The 16,287-nt window shown below is 64.1% G+C and carries 12 protein-coding genes, 1 tRNA gene and 1 pseudogene; 6 read left to right on the top strand and 8 right to left on the bottom strand.

Annotation, left to right across the window (positions count from 1 at the left end; genetic code table 11):
* Nucleotides 1-2 precede the first annotated feature (2 nt).
* Nucleotides 3-1,787, top strand: a complete 1,785-nt coding sequence (locus tag SC1_RS05090; RefSeq protein ID WP_062178440.1) for a cation:proton antiporter — start codon at nucleotides 3-5, stop codon at nucleotides 1,785-1,787.
* On the opposite strand, the gene SC1_RS05085 is transcribed toward SC1_RS05090, so the two are convergent.
* On the bottom strand, nucleotides 1,784-4,711 hold the full coding sequence (locus tag SC1_RS05085) for a pitrilysin family protein (RefSeq protein WP_083435689.1): 2,928 nt from the start codon (nucleotides 4,709-4,711) through the stop codon (nucleotides 1,784-1,786). The genes SC1_RS05090 and SC1_RS05085 overlap by 4 nt on opposite strands.
* 87 nt (nucleotides 4,712-4,798) lie before the next feature.
* On the opposite strand from SC1_RS05085, the gene SC1_RS05080 reads away from it, so the two are divergent.
* Nucleotides 4,799-5,650 carry a carbon-nitrogen hydrolase family protein gene (locus SC1_RS05080; protein ID WP_062178438.1) on the top strand — a complete coding sequence of 284 codons (852 nt, stop codon included), beginning with the start codon at nucleotides 4,799-4,801 and terminating at the stop codon, nucleotides 5,648-5,650.
* A gap of 204 nt (nucleotides 5,651-5,854) precedes the next feature.
* Here SC1_RS05080 and SC1_RS05075 read toward each other — a convergent pair whose 3' ends face one another.
* Together SC1_RS05075 and SC1_RS05070 are read right to left on the bottom strand one after the other, a co-directional pair.
* On the bottom strand, nucleotides 5,855-6,082 hold the full coding sequence (locus tag SC1_RS05075; protein WP_062178434.1) for a hypothetical protein: 228 nt from the start codon (nucleotides 6,080-6,082) through the stop codon (nucleotides 5,855-5,857).
* A 175-nt stretch (nucleotides 6,083-6,257) separates the two neighbouring features.
* Nucleotides 6,258-7,052: an NUDIX domain-containing protein gene (locus tag SC1_RS05070; RefSeq protein ID WP_062178431.1), complete on the bottom strand. Its 795-nt coding sequence runs from the start codon at nucleotides 7,050-7,052 to the stop codon at nucleotides 6,258-6,260.
* 110 nt (nucleotides 7,053-7,162) lie between these two features.
* On the opposite strand from SC1_RS05070, the gene SC1_RS05065 reads away from it, so the two are divergent.
* Together SC1_RS05065 and SC1_RS05060 are read left to right on the top strand one after the other, a co-directional pair.
* Nucleotides 7,163-7,789, top strand: coding sequence for a DUF4126 domain-containing protein (locus SC1_RS05065; protein ID WP_062178428.1), 627 nt, complete (start codon nucleotides 7,163-7,165; stop codon nucleotides 7,787-7,789).
* A gap of 72 nt (nucleotides 7,790-7,861) precedes the next feature.
* Nucleotides 7,862-10,648 (top strand): autotransporter outer membrane beta-barrel domain-containing protein, encoded by a 2,787-nt coding sequence (locus tag SC1_RS05060; RefSeq protein WP_202966783.1) that lies wholly within the window; start codon nucleotides 7,862-7,864, stop codon nucleotides 10,646-10,648.
* A gap of 3 nt (nucleotides 10,649-10,651) precedes the next feature.
* Here the strand turns inward: SC1_RS05060 and SC1_RS05055 are convergent, their stop codons facing one another.
* The 4 genes and pseudogenes from SC1_RS05055 to SC1_RS05040 all read right to left on the bottom strand — a co-directional run bounded on the left by SC1_RS05055 (nucleotide 10,652) and on the right by SC1_RS05040 (nucleotide 14,110).
* Nucleotides 10,652-11,875, bottom strand: coding sequence for an NAD(P)/FAD-dependent oxidoreductase (locus SC1_RS05055; protein WP_062178422.1), 1,224 nt, complete (start codon nucleotides 11,873-11,875; stop codon nucleotides 10,652-10,654).
* Between the two features lie 100 nt (nucleotides 11,876-11,975).
* Nucleotides 11,976-12,658, bottom strand: a pseudogene (locus SC1_RS05050) (glutamine amidotransferase).
* Between the two features lie 145 nt (nucleotides 12,659-12,803).
* Nucleotides 12,804-13,058 (bottom strand): hypothetical protein, encoded by a 255-nt coding sequence (locus SC1_RS05045; protein WP_062178419.1) that lies wholly within the window; start codon nucleotides 13,056-13,058, stop codon nucleotides 12,804-12,806.
* Nucleotides 13,058-14,110, bottom strand: coding sequence for a Glu/Leu/Phe/Val dehydrogenase dimerization domain-containing protein (locus SC1_RS05040; protein ID WP_062178416.1), 1,053 nt, complete (start codon nucleotides 14,108-14,110; stop codon nucleotides 13,058-13,060). Before SC1_RS05040 ends, SC1_RS05045 begins: the two co-directional genes overlap by 1 nt.
* Before the next feature lie 126 nt (nucleotides 14,111-14,236).
* Here SC1_RS05040 and SC1_RS05035 point away from each other — a divergent pair, with 126 nt between their 5' ends.
* Together SC1_RS05035 and SC1_RS05030 are read left to right on the top strand one after the other, a co-directional pair.
* A complete protein-coding gene (locus tag SC1_RS05035) occupies nucleotides 14,237-14,707 on the top strand; it encodes an Lrp/AsnC family transcriptional regulator (protein WP_062178413.1) in 471 nt (156 codons plus the stop codon).
* 102 nt (nucleotides 14,708-14,809) lie between these two features.
* A tRNA-Thr gene (locus tag SC1_RS05030) sits at nucleotides 14,810-14,885 on the top strand.
* A 178-nt stretch (nucleotides 14,886-15,063) separates the two neighbouring features.
* On the opposite strand, the gene SC1_RS05025 is transcribed toward SC1_RS05030, so the two are convergent.
* A complete protein-coding gene (locus SC1_RS05025) occupies nucleotides 15,064-16,287 on the bottom strand; it encodes a DUF3644 domain-containing protein (RefSeq protein ID WP_062178410.1) in 1,224 nt (407 codons plus the stop codon).

The raw sequence follows: 16,287 nt of genomic DNA, 5'->3' as shown, positions 1-16,287 counted from the left end.
TTATGGTATCGGAAACAGAAACCTCTGCCATCGGCAACGCGCTGGTGGTCCTCGGCGCCGCGGGCATCGTGATCCCGGCCTTCGCGCGCTTTCGATTGCCGCCCGTCATCGGTTTCATTCTGGTCGGGTTGCTCGTCGGGCCGTCGGGGCTCGGCGCGCTCGCCGCCGATTATCCCTGGCTCAAGCACATCACGATCGCTTCGACCGAAGATATCGCGCTGTTCGGCGAGTTCGGGATCATCCTGCTTCTCTTCTCGATCGGGCTCGAACTATCGTTCCGGCGCCTCTGGCAATTGCGCAAGCTTGTGTTCGGGATTGGCGCGGCAGAGCTGTTGCTGGCGGGCGGGATCCTTGGCACCGCGTTGCTCTTCGCCGGCAATCTTTCGGTCGCCGCCGCTTATGGGCTCGGCATCGCGCTGGCATTGTCATCGACGGCGCTGGTGTTACCGATAGCGGGCACCAAATCCGCCGTCGGCCGCGCGTCCTTTTCGATGCTGCTGTTCGAGGATCTGGCGCTCGTCCCGATCATCTTTGTCCTCGCCGCCCTGTCGCCGGCCGCGTCGGGCGACAGCGCCGAGCTTTTGCTGACCACGCTCTGGCAAGGGGCGCTCGTCGTGGCAGCGCTCGCGATCGGCGGCTGGTTCCTGCTGCCGAAAATCTTCGCACAAGCTGCGCGCGCCAAGGATCCCGAGTTGTTCCTTGCGGCCAGCCTGCTCGTCGTCATCGTCGCCGCACTGGCGACCGCCGCGGTCGGCCTGTCCCCGATCGTCGGCGCGCTGCTCGCGGGCCTGATGATCGCCGAGACCGAATATCATGGCGAAGTCGAGGCGATCACCGCGCCGTTCAAGGGGCTCGCGCTCGGGGTGTTCCTGATCAGCGTGGGCATGGGGCTCAACCTCAAGACGATCGCCGAGCAATGGTCCGCGCTGGCGATTGCGGTCGTCGGCGTCGTCCTCGTCAAGGCGTTCGTGACCGCCGCGTTGCTGCGTTTTTCGGGCGCCGCGCGGCGCGGGACCGCCGCCGAGGTCGGGCTGCTCATGGCCAGCCCGTCGGAAACAACCCTGATCGTGCTGACGACGGCATTGCAGGCACAGCTCATCAGCCGCAGTACTGCCGAATTCTGGCAGCTCGTCACCGCGATCGGGCTGACGATCACACCGTTGCTCGCGCGCATCGGCCATGACATCGCGCGGCGGATCGAAATGCGCACCGGCGACGCGCAGGCCGAGGAAACGCCCGAAGGCCGCACCGTCATCGTCGGTTTCGGCCGCGTCGGCCATACCGTCGCCGAGTTGCTGCGCGAACATGGCCGGCCCTATGTGGCGGTCGATGCGGATATCGATACTGTCGCAGCCGCGCGGCGCGACGGCTTCAGCGTCCGCTTCGCCGACGTTGCGCGGCCGGGTAGCCTCGACAAGCTGGACATCGAACATGCGCAGGCGATCGTGCTGACGATGGACGATCCGGTCCAGCAGCTACGTATGACGCGCCAGCTTCGCCAGAAATACCCCGACCTGCCCATCATCAGCCGCGCGCGCGACGCGGACCATGCCGGCGCGCTCTATCAGGCGGGGGCGAGCGATGCCGTGCCCGAAACGCTCGAAAGCTCGCTGCAACTTGCCGAAGCGGTGCTGATCGACCTCGGCGTCGCGATGGGGCCGGTGATCGCGTCGATCCATGACGTCCGCGCCAAGATGCGCCACGACATCATGGCGAAAGGCAAGCTGGAGCAGGAGCCGCGTATCCGACGGACACGGCGGCCGCCTGCAGGCGGCGAAACCGCCTAGCGCCCGCCCGCCGCCGGTGCCGCGCCGAGCGCTGCCGCATCGGCCAGCGTCATCCCCTTCGGCAGGATCGCCAGCGACCATTGGCGCGCAGGGTTCAGATATTGCTGGGCCAGCCGCTGCACGTCGGCTGCGGAAACCGCCGAAATATCGTCCTGCATCGACAGCGCGGCCGCAGTAACACGCGGGTCGCGCGTCGCGCCTTCGAGCAGGAACATCCAATAGACATTGCCCGTCGATGCGCGCGCCACCTGTTCGCGGATCGGCCCGGCATTGCGCGAAAGTTCGTCGGCGGTGACCGGTTTGGCCACGAGATCGGCAGCGATATCCTTTGCGATGCCATAGAAGCGATCGAGGTCCTTCGGCGCGAGCAGGCTGCCGACGAGCAGATAGCCCCCGGTATCGAAGCCCGTCGGCCAATGGCTGTCGACCACGGGGCCGTAGCTTGCCCCCTGTTCGGCGCGGAGGCGGTCGAAGAGGCGGTCGTTGAAAATCGCCGCCAGCACTTCGAGCCCGCGCGCATCGCGCGGATTGGCAAGGCCGCCGCTGGTCGGCCATGCTGTCATCGCCGCTGCCTGCCCCTGTTCGCCGCGATGATAGGCAACCTCGGGAACGGCGACATGTTTGGCGAAGTCGACGCGCTGCCCAGCAGGCGGCGCCAGCGTCTGACGCGGCGCCAGCGCGCCGAGCGTTTCAGCGAGGATCTTCTTGTAATCGACGGTTTCGAGGTCGCCGAAAATCTGTATCTCGATCGGTCCGCTGGCGAGCCGCGGTTCCCAAAAGGCGCGGAAGGCCGCTGGGGTCAGCGCCTCGATCTGCGCTTTGTCGGGCGCCGCCCAGCGCGCATCATTGTTCGTCAGCCAGCCCCGCAAATTTCGGTCGAGCACCGCGTTGGGCGTCGCGTCGTTGAGGTCATAGCCGGTGAGGAAGCCGATGCGCAGCCGTTCGATCGGCTGCGGATCCCAACGTGGCTGCGCCAGCTTACCGGCGATCAGCCGCATCTGGTCGGCAAGGTCGGCGGGATTGCTTTCAGCCGACAGTTCGAACGCATCGTCGTCGATCGCAAAGTTCATCTGGATCTGTCGGCCATTGGTCAACTGGTCGATCTCGTTCTGACCCCAGGGGCCGATCCCGCTTGCGACCAGCGCATAATCGCCGGTCCAGAGGAGGTTGGGTGCGTCGGCAGCGACGCTGCGGTTGCCGGTACCAAAGCGCACATTGACGCGAACCTTGCCCGGTTCGACCTTGTTATTCGACACCAAAGCCGTCACGCCATTGGCGAATTCGAGCCGTTCGGCGCGCAGACCGAGAAGGCTGCTGGTCGACGAGATCGCGCCCGCAGGACCGAATGAGGGAAGCTGCTTAAAATCGGCCTTCACGGTCGCCAACCGGTCGTCGCGCGCGGTGACGGGCGCCTTCAGCGCCGCAAGGACAGCGGCATCGCCGCCCGCCGCGGTTGGCGTGGTCAGTACGACGCGGGTGACCGGCGCGGCAAAAATCGCCTTGCTGATATCGAGCATCACCTTCGGCGTTGCCGAGGCGCGGATCGCCTTGAACATGTCGACCTGTCCCTGCGGGCTGGTCACCGTTTCGTTGATATCGACCGCGCGCACCATGTCGTCGGCAAGCCGCGCGCCGGGCTCGTTGCGCGCATTCTCCAGCTCCTTGACCAGAAACGCCTGAATCTCGTTTGCTTCGCGGTCGATATCGGCCTGCGAGGGCGGATTCTTCACGGCGTCGGCGATGACCCCACGCACATCGGCAAGCGCGGCCTTCCAGTCGCTGAGCGGGACGATCGAGGCCATCGTTACATCGGCGCTGCGGCTGACATATTGCTGCTCGACCGTCGCGACCAGATAACTGCCGCCGCTGCGCGCCCGGTTTTCAAGCCGCCGGTTGACGAGCGCCTGCGCGATAAATTCGAGATAGAGCCGCCGCGTATTTTCGACCGTATCGACGCGTTTTTTCCAGGGGCGCACCATCGCCAGCGTGAGCGCGAGCGGCTGGTTGGCCTCGACGATCTCGCGGGCTGCGGGCTCCTTTGGATCGGGTTTGCCGAAATCGGGGGCGGCGGGGTTCGGACCGTCGGCTTTCCAATCGCCGTAATATTTCGCGACTAATCCCGCGAGGACCGCCGGATCGGCATCCCCGACGATGACCACGACCGCCCGGTCGGGGCGATACCAGCGATTGTGGAAGGCGGCGACCGAGGTCGCGCTCGCCTTGCCCAGCGAAGCCGTCGTGCCGATGGGCGAGCGGTCGCCGAGCAATTGCCCCGCGAACAGATGCGCGTTGGTGGCGTCGGCGATCCGTTTTTGCGGCCCATCCGATTCGCGTAGTTCGGACATTACGACGCCGCGCTCGGCAGCGACGGCGAGTTCGGAGATGCGCGGCTCACGCACCATGCCCGATAGCAATTTCATGCTTTCGTCGAGATTGGCCGGCGTTACGCTAGGCAAGTCAAGCTGATACACCGTCTGCGTCGGCGTCGTCTGAGCGTTCGAATCGCTACCGAAGGTGACGCCGAACCGCTGCCAGATACGCTTGGCTTCACCGTCGGGAATATGCTCCGATCCGCGGAAGGTCAGATGCTCGAGCAGATGCGCATAGCCGCGTTCGTCCTCGGTTTCGAACATCGAGCCGACGTCCATGCGGACACGGATCGAGACCTGCCCGGGCGGGACTCCATTGTTGCGCACCGCATAGCGTACGCCGTTGGGAAGCATGCCGAACTGCCAGGCAGTATCGCGCGGTATGTCGCTGCCGACATAGAGCCAGTCGCTGTTCTTCGCCTGATTTTGCGCGGCCGTCGTCGAAGCGCTACCCTGCGCGCCCGCAGCGAGCGGCGTCAGAAGCAGTGCGGCGGCACCGGCGAGAAGGAGAGAACGGGCGAAACGAAGCGGCTGGCGCGCGGGAGAATAAGACATTGGCCCATCTTATCGCCTTCGAACCTTGCTGGCCACTGAACTGTCACCTGGCTTGTCCTGAGACTGCGACACGCCTAGCCAGACAGGATGAACGAACAAGCTGCCCCGCTCGCCGCGCTGATCCAGATGACAAGCGGCATCGACCCCGACGACAATCTCGCGGTGATCGATCGCGCAATGGGCGAAGCCGCGGCGCGGGGCGCGGCGATGGCCTTTCTGCCCGAAATGTCGCTGCTGCTCGACCGCGACCGTGCGCGGTCAGGCGTGCATATAGCGCGCGAGGCCGACAGCCCCTGGCCCGCCGCCTTGCAGGCAATGGCGCAAAGGCACGCGATATGGCTGCATACGGGATCGATTCCCCTGCTCGCCGACATGGACGAACGACGCGTCAACCGCAGCCATGTCATCGCCGCCGACGGCAGCATCCGCGCGCGCTACGACAAAATTCACATGTTCGATGTCACGCTGCCTTCGGGCGAGAACTGGCAAGAATCGGCAGCCTATGAAGGCGGCAGCACCGTCGTCGTCGTTGAAACCCCGCTCGGACAGTTGGGACTCAGCGTCTGTTACGACCTGCGGTTCCCCGAACTTTATCGCGCGCTTGTCGACCGTGGCGCCACCATTATCGTGATCCCCGCCGCCTTTACCGTATCGACCGGCGAGGCACATTGGCATGTACTTATGCGTGCAAGAGCGATCGAAACCGCCTGCCACGTGCTGGCGGCGGCCCAGAACGGCTCGCATGCCGACGGGCGGGAGACTTTTGGTCACAGCATCGCTGTCGACCCATGGGGTGCCGTCCTCGCCGACGCGGGGACCGGAATCAGTGACAAGGGCTATACGCTGACCTTGGCCCCAGTGGACCCAAATGCCGGCATCAGGGCCCGGCAGGCCATACCGCTTGCGCGGTCACGGGCAAATCGGAACATCAGCCTCTGATCGCCATGCCGTGATCGGCATAACCCGATTGGCGGGGCCTGATTGGCGGGGCCTGATTGGTATCGCCAACGACCCGACGACTTCGGCAAAAATCCGACCCGAACGAACATCCGACCCGAACGAACATCCGACCCGAACGAACAAAGGGCCCCGAGCGAAGCTCGGAGCCCTTTGCGAAACTCTGGCTAGCCAGATCAGCCGATATTACGGGCTGGTCGGCGAATCGTCGTCGTTGTCCGACGCGATGATGATGCCACCAACGACGGCAACGAGAGCGAGGACTGCGATGATCCAGCTCGTGCTGCCTTCGAGTTCGCTCTGACCGTCAACGGCCGAAGCTGCGCGTACTGCGGGAGCAGCCGACGCGGCAACCGGTGCCGCAATCATCGAGGTAGCTGCGAGAGAGATCGCGGCTTTCTTAAGCAGGTTCATCTTATTCTCCGTCCACTGGATTACTCTTGTCGAATCACACCGGAGAGAGTTCCCCGATCTGCTTCTGCAGGGCCCTCTTAGGCACCGCACTCTGCAATTGCAACGACGTTTTGCCCTACCCCAGCAAATGTTAGTAAATAATAAATATGGAAAAAGTTGTTGCGAACTACCCGATTTACCCGCGCCGCACGCGGTCGAAGGATTCGCTCGTGACGGGATAGCCAAGATGGTCCGGAATGCAGAGGAGGGTGCGCCCGTCGCGTTCCTCGATCCATGGCGTGATAAGTTCCACCGGAAACTGGCAGGAATGCGCCGAAAATCCGGAAAAATCCCTAGCCAGAGCGAGCCGTTCAAGATTGCGGCGGGTCGGGAAGATCACTGACACGTCGCCGCGATCGGCCATCGCCAGCGTATCCTTCGCGCTCGCCCAGAAGATATGACTATGCTCGGCCTCTTCGACCGTCAGTTCATGATTGTGTTGCGGCGCTGCAACAGCGAAGAAGCGAGTGTCGAAGGTCCGCGCCTCTTTGAAATTGGGGCACCACCGCGCAAAAGGCACAAAGGATTCCAATGCGATTCGGTCACCCCGAGCCGCCAATATGTCCGAAAGCAGCGTTCCGGCGAGCAGCGCCTGCCTCACCTCCGCCACATCCTCCTCGGCCAGCCCCGGCCAACCGACCGCAAGCCCCGTTTCCTCCAGCGTCTCGCGCAGCGCCGCGACCCGCGCTGCACCGTCGGCCTCGTCGAGGCCCAGCCCATAGAGACGCGCTACCCGATAATCGTCGGGGTCGACGCGGCCGCCGGGGAACACGACCGCTCCGGCCGCAAAGGCCATCGTGGTCGACCGCTTTACCATCAATATCTCGTCGGGACCCCCGCCTTCAGCCGGCCGCATGATGACCAGCGTCGCCGCCGGAATGGCGCCATCGGGCAAGGTTTCAGGCAGCGGGTTCGGGGGCGTATCGATCATGCAGCAAGCGATAACCGCGCCGAACCCCCTTGTCATCCCGGCATTGCGGGCACGCGCCGACGGGTGCAAGATGACGCACGACCAGCGGATCCGGGACGGGGAGCAGGACATTGGGCATCGTCGAGATTTTGGGCGTCGCGGGGAGTCTGAGCCTCCTTGCCGGCTGGCGGCTCTACCTCACCATATTGGCGACCGGGATCGCGATGCATTTCGGCTGGCTGCCGCTACCCGAGCATCTCGCCGCCTTACAGGTGCTCGCCAATCCGTGGGTCCTCGGCGTCGCCGCGATCGGCACCATCGCCGAATTCCTCGCCGACAAGATCGCGTGGGTCGATTCCGTCTGGGATACGATCCACAGCATCATCCGCCCACTTGGCGGTGCGCTTCTCGCGCTGGCGCTCGTCGATTCATCGGATCCCGCATGGCAAGTCGTTGCCTTCCTGCTCGGCGGCGGCGGTGCCTTGTTGAGCCACGGGGCAAAGGCGACGACGCGCGCTGTCGTAAACGTGAGCCCCGAACCGTTCAGCAACGCCGCGGTTTCGACCGGCGAAGATGTCGCAACGGGCGGCCTGCTGGCGCTCGCGATTGCCTATCCGCCGCTAGCCATCGTTATCGCCATCCTGCTCGCGGTGGCCGCTGTCATCGTCATCATCGCGCTGCGCCGACTGCTGCGTAACATCAAGGCAACGCTCAAGCGCGCATTGGGCGACGATCCGTCGATTACTTTCGATGCTTAACAATTTGGCAACATTCACTTTATAGTTTTCCGGGAAAGGGGGCTGTCGACCTGAAAGGGATGTTCTGTGCCCTTGAAAATTACCTCGAATCCCGTTCTTTTGTCGTCGGTCGCGTTCCTCGCGCTCGGACAAGCCGCCCCCGCCCGTGCCCAGTGCGTGTTCACACCTACCGCAGGCAACGACAGCCATATCTGTAGCAGCGGGACGTCGCCCGGCGGGCTGACCGATACCGGCGGAAACAACCAACTCACTCTCCCGGCCGCGGGGACCGGTACGGTCGCCGGCAATATCGTCTTTGGCGGCGGGGCCGATGCGATCGAGATAGCCTCGGGCCGCATCGAAGGCGCAGTCGATCAGGGCAATGGAGACGACCGTTTCCGGATCAGCGGCGGGACGGTCACCGGACAGGTCCAGCAAGGCGAAGGCATCGACGATTTCGTCATGACGGGCGGCGAGATCAACACGCTCAACCAGGGCGGGTCGATGGACACATTCCTGATGACCGGCGGGCGCATCGTCGACGCGTTCGACGATGGGGATACGGCGCGAATGACAGGAGGCCGAATCGGGCGCGTCAACATGAAGCTCGCCGACAATCTGTTCGACATGTCCGGCGGGATTATCGACCGCAATCTGGTCGCGGGTTTCGGGAATGACACGATCATCCTGTCGGGCGGAACGATCGGCGGTAATATCAGCGTGTCGGGCGGGACGGACAACGTGACGATCACCGGCGGATCGGTCGGCGGCGACGTGCTGTTGAGCGTCGGCGCCGACCGCTTCGTCTGGGATGGCGGCGGCGTGGTCCACGGGACGATCGACCTCGGCGGCGACAATGATAGCGCACTGCTCGCCGACCTGACAGCCGGGCATCTAGGCCGGTCGCCGCGGATCACCGGCGGCGAAGGCAGCGACACGCTCGTCTTCGACAATGTCACTACGGGCGGGATCGCACGTTTCGACGGTTGGGAAGTCATCCGCGCGACCGACGACAGCGAACTGACCTTCGACGGGTTTCTGACTCTCGGCGATGCAGGGACGGGCACGGGCCGTTTAGAGATCGACGCATCGAGCACGATTTTCGGCGGCGGCCTTCGCGGCGGCGTTGCTCCCTTCACCGCGGGCCAACACGCGACCCTCGTCAACGCGGGGCGGATCGACCTAACGAACGGCGGCAATGCGCCGGGAGACAGCTTCACCGTCCGCGGCGATTATGTCGGCGATCATGGACTGCTGCTCATCGACACCGCGCTCGGAAGCGATAGCTCGGTCTCCGACAAGCTGGTGATCGACGGCGGCAATGCGTCCGGAACCACTGGCGTCACGGTGCTTAACGTGGGCGGCAGTGGCGCCGCGACGATGCAGAACGGCATTCTGGTCGTTGAGGCGATCAACGGTGCGACGACCGCGAGCGGCGCCTTTGCACTCAATCGCCGCGTTGCGGTCGGCGCTTATGAATATTTCCTGTTCCGCGGCGGCACCACCGCCGGAACGGGTCAGAATTGGTATCTACGATCGACCTTACCGCCCCCGCCGGCGCCAGCAGCACCGCCGCCGCCCGAACCTGCGCCCGCGCCTCCGGTGCTGACCCCGCCGCCGCCCGTCCCGGCCCCCGAGCCAGCGCCGCCCGAACCGCCGGCACCGCCACCGCCCCCGGTACCCGACCCTCCCCCGCCGCCGCCCGAAGCGACGCCGGGCAACCCCGATCCGGTCGATCCCGCGCCGCCGGTGATCGGCACCGACCCACCGCCGGCACCCACGCCCGAACCACCCCATGCGCCCGAGCCAGCGGCGCCGGCGCCGCCCCCTGAGCCGCCGACCGAACCGGCCCCGCTTCCCCCGCCCACCCCCGATCCGGCGGCCGAACCACCGACGCCGGGGGCGACGCCTGCCGTTGCCGAGGCCGGCGATGTCATACCGCTGTTCCGGCCCGAGGTTGCCGCCTTTGTTGCGGCCGTTCCCGTCGCGCATCATCTGGTGTCGGCAACACTCGGCACCTTCCATGAACGCCGCGGCGAGCAGGCGTTGCTGCGCGGCGGCGGGGTGCTACCCGCGACATGGGGCCGCGTCTTTGCCGAGAACAGCAAGCTAAAATGGGCTGGTGACGTCGCGCCTTCGCTCGACGGCGACCTCTCAGGCTTCCAGATCGGGCAGGATTTTGCAGGCTGGGGCGAGGATGGCGGAACGAACATCCGCCTCGGCGCTTTCGTCGGCCGCTCATCAACCGACGGCACCGTCCGTGGCGATGCGCTTGGCTGGAACGACCTCACCGTCGGCCAGATCGACGTCAAAGCCACCAGCCTGGCCGGCTACGCGACACTGGTCGGCGAAAGCGGCTGGTATCTCGATTTGGTGGCGATGCACAGTTGGTTCGATGGCAAAGCAGCCGCCAGTTCCGGCATGGCCATCGACGTCGATGGCCGCGGCTGGACCGCATCGCTCGAAGCCGGATATCCGATCGCTCTCTCGGCCCACTGGACGATCGAGCCGCAGGCGCAGATTCTGTGGCAGCAGATCAAGCTGGACGATCGCGCCGACGAATTTTCCGCGATCGATTTCGCGACGGGCGACGTGCTGACCGGGCGCGCCGGTTTACGGCTGCAGGGAGAATATGGGGGCTTGCAGCCGTATCTGCACGCCAGCCTGTGGCACGGCTTTTCGGGCGACCAGTCGACGCGCTTCGGCACCGATCCGATCCGCACCGACCTTGGGCGGACAGAGGCCGAGGTTGGGGCCGGCCTGATCGCGCAACTTGGCCAGCGCATCGCGGTGCATGTGAAGGGCGATTACGCCTTCGATGCCGACGGCCCGCGAAGCCGGCGCTATGGCGGCACGGTCGGTGTGACGATCCGCTGGTAGCGATCAGGCGGGAAGCAGCGTCTTCAGCGGCGTTTCGGTATCGGCAAGCTGCTCGGCCGTCGCACGAAGACCCGCCGTGACGATCATGCGGCCCTGCACATAGTCCTTCGTCGCGTTGACGCAGTCGAGCGCGATGACCTTCCCGGCCTTGAGGTAGACGACCGAGAAGCTGCGCGTCGCCGGATCGCCGCGCAGCACCGCCTGATCGTGCCCGGTCGACAGGCCGGCGGTCTGGAGCTTCAGGTCATACTGGTTCGACCAGAACCAGGGGATCGCATGATAGGGCGCCTCGTCACCGACGATGCCCTTGGCGACGACATTCGCCTGGTCATTGGCATTCTGCACCGATTCTAACCGGATTTCAGCGCCCTCAGCAAATTCGTTCACATGCGATGCGCAGTCGCCGATCGCATAGACGTCGGGCAGGCTCGTCTTGCACAGGCGGTCGACGCGCACGCCGTTAGCGCAATCGGCCCCCGCCGCGATCAGCGGCTCGACCGCAGGCACGATGCCGATGCCGACGATGACGAGATCGGCGGGAATGACCTCGCCGTCCGAGAGACGGACGCCCGTCACATGATCGTCGCCCTCGATCGCATCGACGCAAACGCCTAGATGCAGCTCGACGCCATGATCGCGGTGCTCCTTCTCGTAAAAGCGCGACAGCTCTTCACCCGCGACACGCGCGAGCACGCGGTTCTGCGCCTCGAGAAGCACGACCTTCTTGCCCGCCTTGTTGAGCACCGCGGCAGCCTCGAGCCCGATATAGCCGCCACCGATCACGACGATCTGTCCGGCGGTTTCGGATGCGGCTTTCATCGCGTCGGCGTCGGCGCGCGTACGCACGCCCTGGACGCCGGGAAGGTCACCGCCGGGGATCGGCAGCATGCGCGGATGCCCACCCGTGGCCCAGACGAGCTTGCCATAGCCGATCGTCTCGCCGCCGTCGGTCGTGACGGTGTGCGCCGCCGGATCGACGCCCGCGACGCGCTTGCCAAGCAGCATCGTCACCTGGCGTTCGTCCCAATATTTGGCGGGACGCAGTTGGATGCGTTCGAATTCCTTTTCGCCGGCGAAATATTCTTTCGACAGGGGTGGACGTTCATATGGGAGTTCGGGCTCCTCGCCGATGATCGCGATGCTGCCCTCAAACTTTTGCGTGCGCAGCATCACCGCCACCTGCGCGCCGCCATGGCCCGCGCCCACAATCACCACGTCGAACTGCATCGCCTTCGTCTCCTGCCGCCGCCCGTGGGGCGCCACTTGCACGCGGGTGCGCGCGAGGCAAGCGGGTGCTTGATTGCGATCGCGAAAGAAAAGCTGCGGATCAGGACAGGCCAGCGAGCCATTCGGCGATCATTGCGCGGCCTGCATCGACCGCGCCAGGGCCGAACCGGCTATGCTGATCGCGCATTCCCTCGACGCTCGCACCCGTTTCGACGATCGCGTCGGGCCATTGCCGCAGCCATTCCTCGAAACGCGGATCGAACCCCATTTCCCCGTGAAATTGCAGCGCCAGAATATTGTTGCCGCGGCGAAATGCCTGATGCGGATAAGCGGCGGTCGACGCCAGCAGTTCGACATCGGCGGGCAGATCAAAAGTGTCGCCGTGCCAGTGGAGGACGGGCACCTCGGCCAAATGGCGCAAAGGTGAAGACAGGTCGACGAAGCTGAGCGAGTGGAAGCCGACCTCCTTCGCCGGTCCCGGATAGACATTTGCGCCCATCGCCGCCGCGATCATTTGCGCGCCGAAACATACGCCAAGCGTCGGCCGGCCGGCATCGATCCGCCGGGCGAGGCGGCGGAGCTGGCATGCGATCCACGGATGCGTATCGCCCTCATACACACCCATCGGGCCGCCCATCATGATGAGCAGATCGGGCTCGGTCAGATCGACCGCGCCAAAGCCGGCATCACTCACGTCGATCCGGTCGAGCGCATATCCCGCGGTCCCTCGTGGGGAACATGGCGGATGATAAGGCCATTTTTTCGTGTCGGCTGAACGGTCATTTCGGACGATGAATCGAGTGGTTGCTGCGCTGTTTCGAACGGCAGCAGTCTAGCCAAACAATCAGTCCGATGTCACTCTACCAAAGCAGTAGAGATACTGTTGCGGCCCGTAGCTGAGCTTGGCTCCGTTCGCTACGGGCCGCCATCAGGCGGCCGCCACCAACTCCGCCCCAAGATCGTCAAGTTCGGACCCGATCACCGCGACCACCTGGCCAAGCTTCGCGGCAATGATCGACGCCTGCAACGGCGCGAGCCCCACAACCGTGACCTCGATCCGCATATGCGTCGGCAAAACCTGCATCGTCATCGCGCAGGGTGTGATCGACCGCTGCGCGAAATAATTGGCGACGCGCGGAAGCGATTGCGGGTCGAGGATCGCATCGACGTGGAAGCGATGCATCAGGCCGCCTCGCGCTGCGCGCCCGCGATCACCTCTTCGGCCATCTCGTCGGCGACCAGCGCGGGCGAGCGGCCTTCGCGCGCCGCGCGTTCGAGCAGCGCACCAACGCGCGGTGCGATCTGTGCGACGCGCAGTTCCACGTCCCGTTCATCCTCGCCAAGATATTCGGCCGACACATTGATGATCCCGCCCGCGTTGACGACATAGTCGGGCGCATAGACGATCCCGCGATCAAGCAGCAGCGCCGCGACATCGGGCGTCGCAAGCTGGTTGTTCGCGGCGCCGCAAACGAGCTTTGCCTTGAGCTTGCCGGCCGTCTCGCGATCGAGCGCGCCGCCGAGCGCGCAGGGCGCGAAGATGTCGGCATCGACCGCGGCGATGTCCGCCACATCGACCACCTCGGCACCATGGACTGCCTGCAACCGGTCGCGGCGCGCCGGATTTACGTCGGCGATAATCAGCCGAGCGCCTGCATCGGCGAGGCGGCGGCAGAGGTCGGCACCGACATTGCCGGTGCCCTGCACTGCAACGGTCAGTCCCGCGAGATCGCGGCCCAGTGCGAACTCGGCGGCCACCTGCATCGATTCGAACACTCCTCTCGCAGTCCACGGCGACGGATCGCCGCCCGCACGCCCGGCGACCGCGGGCAGTCCCGCGACATGGCGCGAGACCGACGCGACTTCCTGCATATCCTCGACCGAAGTGCCGACATCCTCGGCGGTGACATATGTGCCGCCCATATTTTCGACCGCGCGGCCGAAGGCGCGGAACAAGGCGACGCGATCGAACTCGCCTTCGGGACGCCGCAGGACTGCCTTCGCTCCGCCGAGCGGCAACCCGGCGAGAGCATTTTTGTAACTCATGCCCTCGGCGAGCCGTACGGCATCGCCCAGCGCCTGTTTCATGTCGGGGTAGGACCACAGGCGGCAGCCCCCTGCCCCCGGACCCAATGCGGTCGAGTGAATCGCAATGAACCCGTCGAGCCCCGCTTCGAGATCATAGAGGCGCACGCATTCGAGCGGCGGCGCCAAACGGGCAAGACGGACAACCATGTAAAAACCCTCCTTTGATTGAAGGCGAGTTGTCGCATTTTCGCCTTGGACAATCTTGCTCGATTATCGGCCGCCGACGCTCATTTTTGCATATCGTGATCCAAAAATTGACGATATGAGGTCAAAATGACCGATCTTGATCCATTTGAGATAAAGATTCTCCGCGAATTGCAGCGCGACGCGAATCAAACGACGGCCGAGATCGCCGAACGCGTCGGCCTGTCGGTCTCGCCATGCTGGCGCCGCATCGACCGGCTTGAGCGCGAGGGCTTCATCAGGAAGCGTGTCGCGATCATCGACCGGCGCAAGGTCGGCCTCAACGCGCATGTTTTCGCGCAGGTGAAGCTCAACGCGCATGGCCGCGCCAACCTCGACGAGTTCAGCGCGGCGCTCCGTGGGTTCCCCGAGGTGCTCGACGCCTATGTGCTGATGGGGACGACCGATTTCATGCTGCGCATCGTCGCAAGGGACATCGACGCCTATGAACGGTTTTTCTTCGATCAGTTGAGCAAATTGCCGGGGGTGCAGGAAATCAACTCGACGGTGGCGCTATCCGAAATCAAGGCGACGACCGAACTGCCGCTGGGTCAGGATTAGGCTTTGGCCCGCCCCCGCAGCGTCGGTGTCGAAAAGGAACGCCGAATCCTGCGCAAGGATGCTTGTGTTCGTCCCAAGGCGCTGCTAGTGGCGCCCCTCGTTGCCGCTTTAGCTCAGTTGGTAGAGCACATCATTCGTAATGATGGGGTCACAGGTTCGAGTCCTGTAAGCGGCACCACTACTTCCAGAAGGCAAACCCCAGACATGCGGCCAAAGTGGCATCCGCGTGGGAGTTTCTTTGGGTCCCGTTTGGGTGGCTTTGGGTAAGGAAAACAGACTTACCCAATCCAGAGCCGCGTTCAGAACGGCCCCGACCCGAGGTAGGAGTTTCTCAATCGCGGCCGGGATTGAAGGGTCTAATCGGCCAGTGGCAGTATCGATCGATAAACGTCGGGTCGCTGCTCGCATTCCTCACGCACTCGATTGAGCCAAGTTTCATACCAGCACCACTGATTGCCCACAGCGATCGCGCCGTAGCTCTTGGCAGGGTCTTTAGCGCCAAGGCGCTTCCACAGTTTGGTGTGACTATCCATGGTGAAGCGATCAAAGCCCTCGTCCTTCATGGCCTTCACAATGGCGGCGGGGAGATACTTCTTCTTCTCCACCTCTTTCAGCGCCATGTTGAATTTCTGGTCGACGTCCGATCCCGGCGGCACGATTTCCACGGCAAGATCAGCACCGGGCGCACGGTTGGCGGTCTTGTGGACCATGAATACCCGGAAGGCGAACCGAGGGTCTGCCTGCTGCTCCGCCGTCAATTTCTGCTCGAAATTGTCCATGGTAGTTTCGACGTGTCGGGGCAGCGTGCCCGCCTTTTTCAGGATCGCGCGCTGATCCGGGCTGAAGGTCACGAATTGCAGCGCGATGGGCAGGCGGCGTTCCAACGCATATTGCGCGCCGAACATGCTCTTGATGGCATCATTAAAGTTGATGCAGCAGGCTTGCAGCTTCGCGCTCAGCGCATCATCAATCCTGCTGGTCGAGCGATGTTCGATTTCGTGCCGGATTTCCAGCAGCAGGTTCAGGTTGTCCTTCGCCCCTTGCTCGATCGGTGAGCGGGCATGTTTTAGGCACTGGCCCAATTCCCAATATTTTTCGGCACCGCTCGGTGTTTTTATCACGATCTTTTCGCCATTCACGTTCTTGGTGTGACGATAGTCGATCCCTTCGCGCTTGAACCAAGCGTGCATCAGGTAAGTCCACGCGATCACGGCGGTGACGATGAACAGTTCGGCGCGGAAGGTCAGGCCCGCACTGTTGAAGGTATGGACGGCGCTGATCATCGCTTCTCGCGCCTTGATCAGCAGTTCGTCGCCACGCAGGCTGAGGCCTGTTTCCGGGTCCACCTCCGGCCACGATGCGATGAACGCTTCAAGCTCGTCGGCGGTCGTTGCCTTTATGGCCGCGTGTTTGGCATTGCTACGGATTTCGCTGATAGCGCGGTGATTGATCGAGCGCGTCGGCCGCGTGAAATAGGCGAGAATGTCCTGATCGTTCGGCCATCGCCCGTCCGCTACCATGGCCTTGATCAGGGCGATTTCCCAGCGTTCAAGTTTGTTGCCACGGCGGCGGACTGGCAT

Origin of the sequence: Sphingopyxis sp. C-1, from assembly GCF_001047015.1 — a bacterium.
Lineage (GTDB): Bacteria > Pseudomonadota > Alphaproteobacteria > Sphingomonadales > Sphingomonadaceae > Sphingopyxis.
This window is presented reverse-complemented; position numbering and strand designations above follow the sequence as displayed.

Bases quoted from the DNA above. Each gene is read 5' to 3' on its own strand.
- SC1_RS05045 (WP_062178419.1), bottom strand. From the start codon at position 13,058: ATGCATCGCTTCCACGTCGATGCGATCCTCGACCCGCAATCGCTTCCG.
- SC1_RS05075 (WP_062178434.1), bottom strand. From the start codon at position 6,082: ATGAACCTGCTTAAGAAAGCCGCGATCTCTCTCGCAGCTACCTCGATG.
- SC1_RS05040 (WP_062178416.1), bottom strand. From the start codon at position 14,110: ATGGTTGTCCGTCTTGCCCGTTTGGCGCCGCCGCTCGAATGCGTGCGC.
- SC1_RS05035 (WP_062178413.1), top strand. From the start codon at position 14,237: ATGACCGATCTTGATCCATTTGAGATAAAGATTCTCCGCGAATTGCAG.
- SC1_RS05080 (WP_062178438.1), top strand. From the start codon at position 4,799: ATGAACGAACAAGCTGCCCCGCTCGCCGCGCTGATCCAGATGACAAGC.
- SC1_RS05090 (WP_062178440.1), top strand. From the start codon at position 3: ATGGTATCGGAAACAGAAACCTCTGCCATCGGCAACGCGCTGGTGGTC.
- SC1_RS05070 (WP_062178431.1), bottom strand. From the start codon at position 7,052: ATGATCGATACGCCCCCGAACCCGCTGCCTGAAACCTTGCCCGATGGC.
- SC1_RS05055 (WP_062178422.1), bottom strand. From the start codon at position 11,875: ATGCAGTTCGACGTGGTGATTGTGGGCGCGGGCCATGGCGGCGCGCAG.
- SC1_RS05025 (WP_062178410.1), bottom strand. From the start codon at position 16,287: ATGCCAGTCCGCCGCCGTGGCAACAAACTTGAACGCTGGGAAATCGCC.
- SC1_RS05085 (WP_083435689.1), bottom strand. From the start codon at position 4,711: ATGTCTTATTCTCCCGCGCGCCAGCCGCTTCGTTTCGCCCGTTCTCTC.